This is a genomic window from Pseudomonas sp. YNh (genome assembly GCF_037993085.1).
In the GTDB taxonomy this organism is placed as follows: domain Bacteria; phylum Pseudomonadota; class Gammaproteobacteria; order Pseudomonadales; family Pseudomonadaceae; genus Aquipseudomonas; species Aquipseudomonas putida.
Window position 1 is genome coordinate 46,777 of record NZ_JBBMRJ010000031.1, and the last position, 13,742, is coordinate 60,518.

General features: G+C 62.7%; 13 protein-coding genes. 6 read left to right on the forward strand and 7 right to left on the reverse strand.

The window, feature by feature from the left end:
* Positions 1-180: 180 nt before the first annotated feature.
* The 4 genes from lon to cmoB all read left to right on the forward strand — a co-directional run bounded on the left by lon (position 181) and on the right by cmoB (position 4,886).
* Complete coding sequence (gene lon, locus WF331_RS24225) at positions 181-2,598, forward strand: endopeptidase La (protein ID WP_016498184.1); 2,418 nt, start codon at positions 181-183, stop codon at positions 2,596-2,598.
* 109 nt (positions 2,599-2,707) lie between these two features.
* On the forward strand, positions 2,708-3,100 hold the full coding sequence (locus tag WF331_RS24230; protein ID WP_016498183.1) for a protease inhibitor I42 family protein: 393 nt from the start codon (positions 2,708-2,710) through the stop codon (positions 3,098-3,100).
* Between the two features lie 89 nt (positions 3,101-3,189).
* Entirely contained in the window at positions 3,190-3,933 is a 744-nt protein-coding gene (gene cmoA, locus WF331_RS24235; RefSeq protein WP_016498182.1) for a carboxy-S-adenosyl-L-methionine synthase CmoA, read from the forward strand.
* A complete protein-coding gene (cmoB, locus tag WF331_RS24240; RefSeq protein WP_049276343.1) occupies positions 3,930-4,886 on the forward strand; it encodes a tRNA 5-methoxyuridine(34)/uridine 5-oxyacetic acid(34) synthase CmoB in 957 nt (318 codons plus the stop codon). The genes cmoA and cmoB overlap by 4 nt, the downstream gene beginning before the upstream one ends.
* A gap of 71 nt (positions 4,887-4,957) precedes the next feature.
* Here the strand turns inward: cmoB and WF331_RS24245 are convergent, their stop codons facing one another.
* A complete protein-coding gene (locus WF331_RS24245) occupies positions 4,958-5,161 on the reverse strand; it encodes a hypothetical protein (protein WP_003252072.1) in 204 nt (67 codons plus the stop codon).
* A 321-nt stretch (positions 5,162-5,482) separates the two neighbouring features.
* Between WF331_RS24245 and WF331_RS24250 the strand changes: the two genes are divergently transcribed.
* Together WF331_RS24250 and WF331_RS24255 are read left to right on the forward strand one after the other, a co-directional pair.
* Positions 5,483-6,157: a heavy metal response regulator transcription factor gene (locus tag WF331_RS24250; protein ID WP_016498180.1), complete on the forward strand. Its 675-nt coding sequence runs from the start codon at positions 5,483-5,485 to the stop codon at positions 6,155-6,157.
* The gene (locus WF331_RS24255) at positions 6,154-7,536 is read left to right on the forward strand and encodes a heavy metal sensor histidine kinase (RefSeq protein WP_016498179.1); all 1,383 of its coding nucleotides are present in this window, start codon (positions 6,154-6,156) and stop codon (positions 7,534-7,536) included. The genes WF331_RS24250 and WF331_RS24255 overlap by 4 nt, the downstream gene beginning before the upstream one ends.
* 128 nt (positions 7,537-7,664) lie before the next feature.
* Here the strand turns inward: WF331_RS24255 and pdxJ are convergent, their stop codons facing one another.
* The 6 genes from pdxJ to lepA all read right to left on the reverse strand — a co-directional run bounded on the left by pdxJ (position 7,665) and on the right by lepA (position 13,694).
* Complete coding sequence (gene pdxJ, locus WF331_RS24260; RefSeq protein ID WP_420793222.1) at positions 7,665-8,387, reverse strand: pyridoxine 5'-phosphate synthase; 723 nt, start codon at positions 8,385-8,387, stop codon at positions 7,665-7,667.
* A 61-nt stretch (positions 8,388-8,448) separates the two neighbouring features.
* Positions 8,449-9,132, reverse strand: coding sequence for a DNA repair protein RecO (gene recO / locus WF331_RS24265; protein ID WP_016498177.1), 684 nt, complete (start codon positions 9,130-9,132; stop codon positions 8,449-8,451).
* A gap of 156 nt (positions 9,133-9,288) precedes the next feature.
* Positions 9,289-10,191, reverse strand: coding sequence for a GTPase Era (era, locus tag WF331_RS24270; protein ID WP_340623364.1), 903 nt, complete (start codon positions 10,189-10,191; stop codon positions 9,289-9,291).
* Positions 10,184-10,873, reverse strand: a complete 690-nt coding sequence (gene rnc, locus WF331_RS24275; protein ID WP_016488825.1) for a ribonuclease III — start codon at positions 10,871-10,873, stop codon at positions 10,184-10,186. Before rnc ends, era begins: the two co-directional genes overlap by 8 nt.
* Before the next feature lie 161 nt (positions 10,874-11,034).
* The gene (lepB, locus tag WF331_RS24280; RefSeq protein ID WP_049276347.1) at positions 11,035-11,889 is read right to left on the reverse strand and encodes a signal peptidase I; all 855 of its coding nucleotides are present in this window, start codon (positions 11,887-11,889) and stop codon (positions 11,035-11,037) included.
* Positions 11,890-11,894: 5 nt separating this feature from the next.
* A complete protein-coding gene (lepA, locus tag WF331_RS24285; protein ID WP_016498174.1) occupies positions 11,895-13,694 on the reverse strand; it encodes a translation elongation factor 4 in 1,800 nt (599 codons plus the stop codon).
* Positions 13,695-13,742: the final 48 nt, after the last annotated feature.

Sequence of the window (13,742 nt, forward strand, 5' to 3'; positions counted from 1 at the left end):
GCTCCCACAGGTATTGCACCGACCTTGAAAATGGTGGGTTACCTGTGGGAGCTGGCTTGCCGGCGATGAGGCCGGTGCAGGCAATCACAGATGAAACCCTCCCCTGCTCCCTTCGTCTACCATTGAAACCGATTCCCCTGCGCCCCATCTAAGCACCATAGTCATTCACGCAGGTGCCCCATGAGCGACCAGCAGGATTTCCCGGAACACCCCGACGAACACAGCGAAGTCGAGCACACCACCCAGGCCGAAACCGGCCACGCCCTCGCCCTGCCCGGCCAGCAGCTGCCGGACAAGGTCTACGTGATCCCGATCCACAACCGCCCGTTCTTCCCGGCCCAGGTACTCCCGGTCATCGTCAATGAAGAACCTTGGGCAGAAACCCTCGACCTGGTGGCCAAGTCACCCGACCACTGCCTGGCGTTGTTCTTCATGGACACCCCGCCAGAAGACCATCGCCATTTCGACACCTCGGCCTTGCCGCAGTACGGCACGCTGGTCAAGGTGCACCATGCCAGCCGCGAAAACGGCAAACTGCAGTTCGTCGCCCAGGGCCTGACCCGGGTACGCATCCGCAACTGGCTCAAGCACCACCGCCCCCCCTACCTGGTCGAAGTTGAATACCCGCGCCAGCCCGCCGAGCCGACTGACGAGGTCAAGGCCTACGGCATGGCCCTGATCAACGCGATCAAGGAACTGCTGCCGCTCAACCCGCTGTACAGCGAAGAGCTGAAGAACTACCTCAACCGCTTCAGCCCCAACGACCCCTCACCGCTCACCGACTTCGCTGCCGCGCTGACTTCGGCAACCGGCAACCAGTTGCAGGAAGTACTCGACTGCGTGCCCATGCTCAAGCGCATGGAAAAGGTCCTGCCGATGCTGCGCAAAGAGGTGGAAGTCGCGCGCCTGCAGAACGAGATCTCGGCCGAGGTGAACCGGCAGATCGGCGAACACCAGCGCGAGTTCTTCCTCAAGGAGCAACTCAAGGTCATCCAGCAGGAGCTGGGCCTGACCAAGGACGACCGCAGCGCCGACCTTGAACAGTTCGAACAGCGCCTGGAAGGCAAGACCCTGCCGCCCCAGGCACGCAAGCGCCTGGATGAAGAGATGGGCAAACTGGCCATTCTCGAAACCGGTTCGCCCGAGTACGCCGTCACCCGCAACTACCTCGAATGGGCCACCGCCCTGCCATGGGGCGTGTACGGCAAGGACAAGCTCGACCTCAAGCATGCGCGCAAAGTCCTCGACCAGCACCATGCCGGCCTCGACGACATCAAGGAACGCATTATCGAATTCCTCGCCGTGGGGGCCTGGAAAGGCGAAATCAGTGGCTCGATCGTGCTGCTGGTGGGCCCGCCCGGGGTGGGCAAGACCAGCATAGGCAAGTCCATCGCCGAGTCGCTTGGCCGGCCGTTCTATCGCTTCAGCGTTGGCGGCATGCGTGACGAAGCCGAAATCAAGGGCCACCGCCGCACCTACATCGGCGCCCAGCCTGGCAAGCTGGTACAGGCCTTGAAAGACGTCGAAGTGATGAACCCGGTGATCATGCTCGACGAGATCGACAAGATGGGCCAGAGCTACCAGGGTGACCCGGCTTCCGCCTTGCTGGAAACCCTCGACCCGGAGCAGAACGTCGACTTCCTCGACCACTACCTCGACTTGCGCCTTGACCTGTCCAAAGTGCTGTTCGTGTGCACCGCCAACACCCTCGACTCGATCCCCGGGCCGTTGCTCGACCGCATGGAAGTGATCCGCCTGTCCGGCTACATCACCGAGGAAAAACTGGCCATTGCCAAGCGCCACCTGTGGCCCAAACAACTGGAAAAAGCGGGCGTTTCAAAGACCAGCCTGAGCATCAGCGACAGCGCCCTGCGCCTGGTGATCGAAGGCTATGCCCGCGAGGCGGGCGTGCGCCAGTTGGAGAAGCAACTGGGCAAGCTGGTGCGCAAGGCCGTGGTCAAGCTGCTGGAAAACCCCGAAGCCAAGCTGAAGATCGGCACCAAGGACCTGGAAGCCGCACTCGGCATACCGGTGTTCCGCAGTGAGCAGGTACTGGCGGGCAAAGGCGTGATCACCGGCCTGGCCTGGACCAGCATGGGCGGCGCCACGTTGCCGATCGAGGCAACCCGCATCCACACCCTCAACCGCGGCTTCAAACTGACCGGCAAACTGGGTGACGTGATGAAAGAGTCGGCCGAAATTGCCTACAGCTACGTCAGCTCCAACCTCAAGCAGTTTGGCGGTGACCCTGGCTTCTTCAACGAAGCGTTCATCCACTTGCACGTTCCTGAAGGCGCCACGCCCAAGGACGGCCCGAGTGCCGGGGTCACCATGGCAAGTGCCCTGTTGTCGCTCGCCCGCGACCAGGCACCGAAGAAGGGCGTGGCCATGACGGGCGAGCTGACGCTCACCGGCCAGGTGCTGCCGATTGGCGGGGTGCGCGAGAAGGTGATTGCGGCGCGCCGGCAGAAGATCTTCGAACTGATCCTGCCGGAGCCTAACCGTGGCGACTTCGAGGAACTGCCGGACTACCTGCGCGAAGGCCTGACAGTGCATTTTGCCAAGCGCTTTGCCGACGTGGCCAAAGTCCTGTTCTAACCTGCACCGGCCACTTCGCGGCTTTGGCTTCGAAGTGGCCGGCACTGGCAACACAAAACTCGTCGATCATCGGTTATCCTCAGGTCATCGTCAGCCCCCCGGAGCCAACATGACCGCCCCTCGTCTGCTCGTTCCCCTGAGCTTTGCCCTGCTTTCTGCCTGCACGCAACACCCCACGCAGCCCGTAGAACTGGACGCCGAAAGTGAATGCCCAAAGCGCCTGCAGGTCGGTCAGATGCTGACCCTCACCCTGCCCAGCAACCCGACCACCGGCTACCGCTGGCTGGTACAGAACCCGGCACCCAACGTGCTGCAAAGCCTTGGCCCCGAGGTTTACAGCGCGCCGGAAGACGCCGGTATCGTCGGCAGCTCGGGTATTTCGACCTGGCGGTTCCAGGCCCGAGCTACCGGCGACGGCCAGCTGGTACTGGTCTACCAGCAACCCTGGGCTCCGGAAGTACGCCCGGTGCAGACCTTCGATTGCGCCATCCGGGTCAATTGAACGCACAGCGCTGGTCAGCCGACCATGCATCCAGGCTGCGGTTTGGCTAGAATGCGCCCCCTGCCTATCACCAGCCGCCTGGATTCGCCGTGAGCAAACAACCCGACCGCCTTTTCTCCCAACCTTTGGAACAGGTGCCCGACTTCGTTTTCAACGAAGACGTGGTGCGCGTGTTCCCGGACATGATCAAGCGCTCGGTGCCCGGTTACCCAACCATCGTCGAAAACCTCGGCGTGCTGGCCGCCCGCTTCGCCCAGCCGCACACCGCGCTGTACGACCTGGGCGCCTCGCTGGGTGCAGTCACGCAGTCGTTGCGCCGCCACGTGCGCAGCGACGGCTGCCGGGTGATCGCGGTGGACAATTCTGCGGCCATGGTCGAGCGCTGCCGCCAGTACCTCACCGCCCAGGACTCGATGTTCCAGGAGTTGCTGCCGGTGGATGTGCTGGAAGCCGATATCCTCGCCCTGCCCTTCGAGCCCGCCTCGGTAGTGGCGATGAACTTCACCCTGCAGTTCATCGCCCCCGACCAGCGCCTGGAACTGCTCGGGCGCATCCGCCAGGCACTGCTACCGGGTGGTGCGCTGATCCTTTCGGAGAAACTGCGCTTCGCCGATGAGCAAGCGCAGGACCTGCTCAATGAACTGCACCTGGATTTCAAGCGGGCCAATGGCTACAGCGAACTGGAAATCGCCCAGAAGCGCAGCGCCATCGAAAACGTGATGCGCCCCGACACGCTCGAAGCCCATCAAGAACGCCTGCGCGCCGCCGGCTTCTCCAAAGTGGTGCCCTGGTTCCAATGCCTTAACTTCGCCTCGTTGATAGCCCTGCCATGATCGATCTGTCCCCCCTCGTCCGCCGCCTGGCGGGCACGCCCCTGGCTTCCTGGTCACAAGGCCTGCAAGCGCAACTGGAAGCCAAGCTGGAGAAAGGCCACGGCGACCTCGACCGCTGGCGCGGTGCGCTCGACGCCCTGCCTGCCCTGAAACCCAGTGAAATCGACCTGGTCAACGGGCTGCGCCTGGACTGCGACTGCGACGACGCTACCCGCGCGCAGATGCGTCAGGCACTGATGGGCCTGTCGCCGTGGCGAAAAGGGCCGTTCGATCTGTTTGGCGTGCACGTAGACACCGAATGGCATTCGGACTGGAAATGGTCGCGGGTAGGCCCGCACCTGGACCTCAAGGGCAAACGCGTGCTCGACGTCGGCTGTGGCAACGGCTACTACCAGTGGCGCATGCTCGGTGCCGGCGCCGAGATGGTGATCGGTGTCGACCCCAACTGGTTGTTCTTCTGCCAGTTCCAGGCCGTGCAGCAGTACCTGCCGGAGCTGCCGGCCTGGCACCTGCCCTTCGCCCTTGAAGAGCTGCCTGCCAATCTGGAAGGCTTCGACACCGTGTTTTCCATGGGCGTGTTCTATCACCGCCGCTCCCCCATCGAGCACCTGCTGGCGCTCAAGGACTGCCTGGTCAAAGGGGGCGAGCTGGTTCTGGAAACCCTGGTGATCGAGGGCGATGAAAACCAGGTGCTAGTTCCCGAGGACCGCTACGCGCAGATGCGCAACGTCTGGTACCTGCCGTCGGTACCCGCCCTGGCGCGCTGGTTGCGCCGTGCCGGCTTCAGCGATGTGCGTTGCGTCGATGTGAGTGTGACCAGCGTCGAGGAGCAGCGCAGCACCGAGTGGATGCGCTACCAGTCGCTGGGCGACTTCCTCGACCCTAACGACCACAGCAAGACCATCGAAGGCCTGCCTGCCCCACGCCGCGCCACCCTGCTGGCGCGCAAATAAAAAAAGGCGCCCGGTTGGGCGCCTGAATGCACCTGCGCCGAGGAGCTGTCGCGGCGCAGGTGTTTGTGACCTCAATCCTTGGCCACCTCGCGGGCCTTCTCTTGCGCTTTGCGCTCACGCTCTGCAACGGCCTGTTGCTTGTCGCCGTGCAGCCGCTGCTGGTCTTCGCGGAACGCTTGCCAGAACTGCTTCGAGCGCTCCGCACCGCCCTCGGCATAGACACTGGCACTGCCCAGGGCAAGGGTGGCCAACAGCAGGTACTTGGTCAGGTTCATCGTGTTTACCTCGTGATAACCGATCAGATGCGGCCATCCTAGCGAGGGGCGGCTAACAGCAAGGTGAGGCGGGGATTACAGTCCTGCAATGTGGCCTTGTGCTGCCTGTCGGGGCCTCTTCGCAGCACCAGGCTGCTAGTACAGGATCTGTGGGAGCGGGTTCACCCGCGAAAGAGCCCCGACAGACAGCCAGATAACAGCAGCATTACAAATCCGTTATCTGCGCCGCACCGCCATATGCATGCCGTAACATCCTGCTCCTTGACCCTGATGTCACTACAGGGTCGAGAATCGCCCCCCTTTCATCACATTGAGCCTCCCATGCGCCTACTGATCATCGAGGACGAACTGCGTACCGCCGATTACCTGCAACAGGGCCTGCGCGAAAACGGCTACGTGGTCGACTGCGCCCACACCGGCACCGACGGCCTGCACCTGGCCCGCCAACAGCCCTACGACCTGGTCATCCTCGACGTCAACCTGCCTGAAATCGATGGCTGGACCGTGCTGCAGCGGCTGCGTGCCGAATCGGCCACGCGCATCATGATGCTGACCGCCCATGGTCGCCTGGCCGACCGGGTCAAAGGCCTGGACCTGGGCGCCGATGACTACCTGCTCAAGCCCTTCGAATTCCCTGAACTTCTGGCGCGTATCCGCAGCCTGCTGCGCCGTAACGATCAGCAGCTGCAGCCCAGCACCCTGCGCGTCGCAGACCTGGAACTGGACCCCGGCCGCCACCGCGCCTACCGCGCCGGGCAGCGCATTGACCTGACCGCCAAGGAGTTCGCCCTGCTGCACCTGCTGATGCGCCAAAGTGGTGAAGTGCTTTCGCGCACCCAGATCATCTCGTTGGTATGGGACATGAATTTCGACTGCGACACCAACGTGGTCGAAGTTTCGATCCGTCGCCTGCGGGCGAAGATCGACGACCCGTTCGACAACAAGCTGATCCATACCCTGCGCGGCGTAGGCTATGTACTGGAGGCGCGCGCTTGAAAAACGCCAGCCTGTCACTGCGCCTGGGCCTGAGCGTGACACTGATGGGCGCCGCACTGGTGCTGCTGCTGGCCTGCCTGGCCGTGTTCGCCCTGGATCACGAACTGGACAGCCGCGCCCGCAAGGACCTGGCGCGCAAGATGCTGCAGGTTGAACACAACCTGCGCGTCGATCTGCGCAGCGAGGACCTGGGCACCCGCGCCCATCCACTGCTCGACCTGGTGATGGGGCATGACAACCTCAGCCTCAGCGTACTGGCCCTGGAAGGCCGCCACCCGCACCTGCTCAGCCTGGGCCCGGCCCTGGAGTCGCGGGTGGGCGAGTTGCACACCGATGCCCGCCTGGCCTTTCACGCATGGCGCGACAGCAGCGGCAACCAGTTCCTCACCGTGACCCGGCTGATGCGCCTGCGCGACAACACGCCGGTGAAGGTGATGATGTCGCTCAACCGCGCCGACGACAACGCCCTGCTGCAGGCCTACCTGCATTCGACCTTGCTCGCCTTGCCACTGCTGCTGCTATTGATCGGTGCAGGCGCCTGGTGGCTGATGCAGCGCGGCCTGAAACCACTGCGGCGCTTCCGGCGCATTGCCGGGCAAGTGTCGGCCCAGGACCTGCAACATCGCCTGCCGGCTACCGGCCTGCCGCAAGAACTGGCGCAATTGGCCAGCAGCATCAACGTGATGCTCGACCGCCTCGATCAGGGCGTGAGCCAGTTGTCGCAGTTCTCCGACGATCTGGCCCATGAGTTGCGTACCCCATTGAGCAACCTGATGGGCAAGGCGCAAGTGACCCTGGCCCGTGAGCGGGACAACGCCAACTACCGGGAAGTACTGGAAGACAGTATCGAGGAGCTGACCCGGCTCAACCGCATCATCAATGACATGCTGTTTCTTGCCCAGGTCAGCCAGCCGCAAACGCAGGTTGCATTGAAACCCTTGGCCCTGGCTGACGAGGCAGCGCGAGTTGTCGAGCTGTTTGCCTTCAGTGCCGAGGGGAAATCAGTCGAGCTGCGTGTGCTGGGGTGGGGAACGGCGCTGGCGGATCGGCTGATGTTTCAGCGGGCGTTGTCGAACCTGCTGAGCAATGCCATCCGCCACAGCCCTGAGGGTGAGCGCGTCGAGTTGCGGATTGAACGTTCAGGCAGCGAAGTATGGCTTTCGGTAGAGAACCAGGGGCCCGGCATTGCTACAGAACACCAGTCGCGCTTGTTCGAGCGGTTTTACCGGGTGGGCCCGGGGCGTTCGCGGCTGGAGGGCGGAACCGGGTTGGGGTTGGCGATCGTGAAGTCGATCATGCAGCTGCATGGCGGGCGGGTCGAAGTGAACAGCAGCCCCTTGGGGCCTACTCGCTTCACCCTGGTGTTTCCTGCCGAGTAATCGGCTGCCTGTAGCGGCCTCTTCGCGGGTAAACCCGCTCCCACAAGTACTCCGCAGGCCTTAAGGCTTGTGCAATCCCTGTGGGAGCGGGTTTACCCGCGAAGAGGCCAGTACAGGCAACCAATCAGTCAGCGCGAAGCCGCCACGATCAGTGCCTTCATCTCGGCCACCGCCGCCTTGAAGCCGACAAACAGCGCATGCGCCACCAAGGCATGGCCAATGTTCAGCTCATTGATGCCCTTGATCGCCGCCACCGCCTCGACGTTGTGGTAATGCAGCCCGTGGCCAGCATTGACGATCAGCCCCTGCCCCACGCCACACGCCACGCCATCAACGATACGCTGCAACTCCTCGGCCACTTCGGTCGGGGTTTGGGCGTCGGCGTAACGCCCGGTATGCAGCTCGATGGCCGGCGCCCCCACCCGGCGAGAGGCCTCGATCTGGCGCTCGTCAGCATCGATGAACAGCGACACTTCGGCACCGGTGCGGGCAAGGCGCTCCACGGCCGCCTTGATCCGTGCCTCCTGCCCCGCCACGTCCAGGCCACCTTCGGTAGTCAGTTCCTGACGGGTTTCAGGCACCAGGCAGATGTGCGCCGGGCGGATCTTCTCGGCAAAGGCCATCATCTCTTCGGTGACGCCCATTTCGAAGTTCATGCGCGTCTGCAGCACATCCTTGAGGAGCACCACGTCACGTTCCTGGATGTGCCGACGGTCTTCGCGCAGGTGCACGGTGATGCCATCGGCGCCCGCTTCCTCGGCGTCCAGGGCAGCCTTGACAGGGTCAGGGTAACGCGTGCCCCGGGCTTGGCGCAGGGTCGCCACGTGGTCGATGTTTACGCCAAGAAGCATGCGGTTGCTGTGAGTCACGAAAGGCTCTCCTGAAGGTTGAGCCCCACAGCATACGTCGTGATCAGCGCTTGCGAAACAGTTCCCGGCTGACCAACGGTTTTGCGCCCAGGTGAACCGCCAGTGCCTGGCGCATCAGGCGCTTGGCCGCGAGCAACGCGCCTGGGGTGTCCCAGTCGGCGTCGGCCAGGGCCATCAGCTCGATGCCGCGAAACAGGCCGGGTTGCACCAGTTCGACCCGCTCCAGGCCGGCATCCACACGCAAGCGGTACAGCCCGTCTGCGGCGATGGGTTGGTCGTTGACGTCATGATTCAAGGAGAACGCATAACCGAGTTCGTCCAGCAGCCGCCATTCGAACGAACGCAGCAGCGGCTCCAGCGGGCGCCCGGCGGCCAAGGCCTGCAAGGTCAGGGCGTAGTGCTCGAACAGGGCCGGGAACGGCGCTTCGGCGGGCAGCAGCCGCATGAGCAGTTCATTGAGGTACAACCCGCTGAACAGGGCATCGCCGTGCAGCCAGGCGGCGATGCCGGCGCTGTCCATCCGCCCGACATTCTTCAGCTCGCCACGCCCGCGCAGCTCCACCTCAAGCGGCACGAACGGCCGCACCAGGCTGCCGCCCTTGCCACGCGCACGCCGCAGTACAGCGCGCATGCGGCCCTGCGGCGTGAGGAAGTCCACCAGCGCGCTGGTTTCCTTGTAGGCACGGCTGTGCAGCACGTAGGCTGGCTGGCCGACAGGTTGTTCCATTAGCGTTTACCCAGCCCGTGGTTGTGGGAGCGGCCTCGTGTCGCGAAAGGGCCGCAACGCGGCCCCCCGGATTTCAGCATTGCCGCCAAAATGGCTGGGGCTGCTTCGCAGCCCTTTCGCGACGCTAGGCCGCTCCCACAAGGGCCGCCTTGAGCCTTAGAGGTCGCCGTAGCCCAGCGAGCGCAGGGCGCGCTCGTCGTCGGACCAGCCGCCCTTCACCTTGACCCATAGGTTGAGCATGACCTTGGAGTCGAACAGCACTTCCATGTCCTTGCGCGCCTCGGAGCCGATGCGCTTGATGCGCTCGCCCTTGTCGCCAATGATGATTTTTTTCTGGCCGTCGCGCTCGACCAGGATCAGCGCGTGAATATGCAGCACTTGGCCCTGCTGCTTGAATTCTTCAATTTCCACGGTGATCTGGTACGGAAGCTCGGCACCCAACTGGCGCATGATCTTCTCGCGCACCAGTTCGGCGGCCAGGAAGCGGCTGCTGCGGTCGGTGATCTGGTCTTCCGGGAAGAAGTGATCGTTCTCGGGCAGGTGCTTGGCGATCTGTGCTTCCAGCGCTTCGAGGTTGTGCCCCTGCTGCGCAGAAATAGGCATGACTTCGGCGTTTGGCAGTTGCTCCTGCAGCCACTGCAGGTGCGGGATCAGCTCGGCCTTCTCTTCCATGCGGTCGGTCTTGTTGACCGCGATGATCAGCGGGCCGGTCACGTACTGCACGCGCTCCAGCACCAGTTGGTCCTCGTCGGTCCACTTGGTGCGGTCGACCACGAAGATCACCACGTCGACGTCCTTCAGGGCCGCCGAGGCGTTGCGGTTCATGTAGCGGTTCAAGGCTTTGTCGTTGGCCTTGTGCATACCGGGGGTGTCGACGTAGATCGCCTGCACATCACCTTCGGTCTTGATGCCGAGCATGTTGTGGCGGGTGGTCTGCGGCTTGCGCGAAGTGATCGCCAGCTTCTGGCCCAGGATGTGGTTGAGCAAGGTCGACTTGCCCACGTTGGGGCGGCCGACAATGGCCACGTAGCCGCAGCGCGTCGGGTTGTTATCAGTCATTGCCATTCTCCACGCCCAGGGCGATCAGTGCGGACGCGGCAGCGACTTGCTCGGCAATACGCCGGCTAACGCCCTGACCACGACTTTTGTTGTTCAGCAGCACGACTTCGCATTCGACGAAGAAAGTACGGCAGTGCGGTTCACCCTGGATATCCACTACTTCGTAACGCGGCAGCTCACAGCTGCGCGATTGCAGGAATTCTTGCAGGCGGGTTTTCGGGTCCTTGTTGGTGTCGACCAGGGTCAGGCCTTCGAACTCGTCGGCCAGCCAGGCCAGGACGCGTTCCCGGGCCGTGTCCATGTCGGCGTCCAGGTAGATGGCTCCGATCAGTGCCTCCAGGGCGTCGGCCAGGATCGACTCACGACGGAAACCGCCACTTTTGAGCTCACCCGAACCCAGGCGCAGGTATTCGCCCAGGTCGAAACCACGGGCCAGGCGGGCCAGGGTCTCGCCCTTGACCAAGCGCGCGCGCAGGCGCGACAGCTGGCCTTCGCGGGCCTGCGGGAAGCGCTCGAACAGCGCTTCGCCGGCGACGAAGTTGAGAATGGCGTCACCGAGAAACTCCAGGCGCTCGTTATTGCGCCCGGCATAGCTGCGATGGGTCAGTGCCAGAAGCATCTGGTCCTGATTCTTGAAGGTATAACCGAGCTTTCGCTCCAGATGGGCAAGGGAAGCACTCATGCAACCACCCGTTTGTTGTTCAACGCGTTGTTCAAATCAACATCCTGAAAGACTGTTTGGCTGTGGCCCGCCGCCGTATGCGACGAATCTCCCGATCCCTGAGAACACAGCCTATGTCAGAAATGCATTCGGCGCTGTCTGCTGGACAGCGCCGATGGGTATCAATGGATCAGGCCGACCCGCGACAGGTTGGGCAGGTGGCTGAGCTTGGGCTCTGGCCAGCTCATCCAGACCGCAAAGGCCTTGCCGACGATGTTCCGGTCCGGAACCATGCCGTGCAGTTCCTTGGGAATGTTCGGATCATCCCAGTAACGGCTGTCGTTGGAGTTGTCGCGGTTGTCGCCCATCATGAAGTAATGGCCTGCCGGCACGGTCCACTGCTGGTCCGGCGGCATGCGATAACGGCTCATTTCCTTGCGGATCAGGTGTTCGGCCTCGCCGAGCTTTTCCTTGTACAGCTCGGCGCTGCCCAGGGTGCCCGGTTCGGTGCCCACCAGTTGTTCGGCAATCGGCTGGCCGTTGACGAACAGCCGCTTGTCGTTGGTGTAGCGGATCTGGTCGCCCGGCAGGCCGACCACTCGCTTGATGTAATTGACGTTCGGGTCGCTCGGATAGCGGAACACCATTACATCACCGCGTTGCGGGTCACCCACCTCGATGACCTTCTTGTCGATCACCGGCAGGCGAATACCGTACGAGAACTTGTTCACCAGGATGAAGTCGCCCACTTCCAGGGTCGGTTTCATCGACCCCGAAGGAATCTGGAACGGCTCGACCAGGAATGAACGCAGCACCAGCACGATGAACAGCACCGGAAAGAACGATTTACCGTACTCGACCAGCAACGGTTCCTTGTTCAGGCGCTCGACAACGGCCATCTCGGGCTGGCTGACGCTGCCCTGATAGTTGGCGATTGCCGCACGCCGGCGCGGGGCCAGGAACAGCAGGTCGATCAAGCCCAGCAGACCGCAGACAAAGACGGCGATGACTAGCAACAGCGGGAAATTTAGCGACATAGGACCTAGCTATCCAACCTGAGCACGGCGAGGAAGGCTTCTTGTGGAATTTCCACGTTGCCTACCTGTTTCATGCGTTTCTTACCGGCCTTCTGCTTCTCCAGCAGTTTCTTCTTACGGCTGACGTCACCACCGTAGCACTTGGCCAGTACGTTCTTTCTGAGCGCCTTGACGGTTGTCCGCGCGATGATCTGGCCGCCAATGGCTGCCTGGATCGCCACGTCGAACATCTGCCGAGGGATCAGTTCCTTCATCTTCTCGGTCAACGCACGGCCTTTGTAGGCCGCGTTGTCGCGGTGCACGATCAATGCCAGGGCATCGACCTTGTCGCCGTTGATCAGTACGTCCAGTTTGACCAGATTGGCCGACTGGTAGCGATCAAAATGATAATCCAGCGAAGCATAGCCGCGGCTGGTGGACTTGAGACGGTCGAAGAAGTCCAGGACCACTTCGTTCATCGGCATGTCGTAACGCACCTGCACCTGGCTGCCGAGGAACTGCATGTCGCGCTGCACGCCACGCTTCTCGATGCACAGGGTGATGACGTTACCCAGGTGTTCCTGCGGCACCAGGATGGTCGCGGTGACGATCGGCTCGCGGAAGTCGGTCACAGCCGAGACATCCGGCAGTTTTGACGGGTTATCGACGATGATGGTTTCGCCGGTCTTCAGCTCGAGCTCGTAGATCACGCTCGGGGCGGTGGTAATCAGGTCCAGGTCGTATTCGCGCTCCAGGCGCTCCTGGATGATCTCCATGTGCAGCATGCCGAGGAAACCGCAACGGAAGCCGAAGCCCAGGGCGTCGGAGCTTTCCGGCATGTACTGCAGCGACGAGTCGTTGAGGGTGAGCTTCTGCAATGCGTCGCGGAAGTCTTCGAAGTCGTCGGAGCTGACCGGGAACAGGCCGGCGTAGACCTGCGGCTGGATTTTCTTGAAGCCCGCCAGCACTTCGACCTCGGGGGTCGAGGACAAGGTCAGGGTGTCACCCACCGGCGCACCGTGAATGTCTTTGATGCTGGCGATGATGAAGCCTACTTCTCCGGCTTTCAGATCAGCGGTCTGGGTATGTTTCGGGGTGAACACACCCACGCTGTCGACCAGGTGCACCTTGCCGGTGGACTTGACCAGAATCTTGTCGCCCTTCTTGACGCGGCCCTGACGCACACGCACCAGCGAGACCACGCCCAGGTAGTTGTCGAACCAGGAGTCGATGATCAGCGCCTGCAGGGGCGCGTCGATTTCGCCTACAGGCGCGGGGATGGTGTGCACCAGGCGCTCGAGCACCTCGTCTACGCCCATGCCGCTCTTGGCGCTACAGGCCACGGCGTCGGTGGCGTCGATGCCGATGATCTTCTCGATCTCGTCCTTGACGCGGTCCGGGTCGGCCTGGGGCAGGTCCATCTTGTTCAGGACCGGCATGACTTCCAGGCCCTGCTCGATGGCGGTGTAGCAGTTGGCAACGGACTGGGCTTCAACGCCTTGGCCAGCGTCCACCACCAGCAGTGCGCCTTCACAGGCCGCCAGCGAGCGCGAGACTTCGTAGGTGAAGTCGACGTGGCCGGGGGTGTCGATGAAGTTCAGCTGGTAGGTCTTGCCGTCTTGCGCCTTGTAGTGAAGCGTGACGCTGTGGGCTTTGATGGTAATCCCGCGTTCGCGCTCCAGGTCCATCGAATCAAGCACCTGGGCTTCCATTTCGCGCGCCGACAGGCCACCGCACATCTGGATGAAACGGTCGGCCAGCGTCGACTTGCCATGGTCGATGTGGGCGATGATGGAGAAATTGCGGATATGACTCAAATCACTCACGGGTCAACACTCGAAAAGGCTGCGAGCCGGGACGCCCGCCGAAAAATA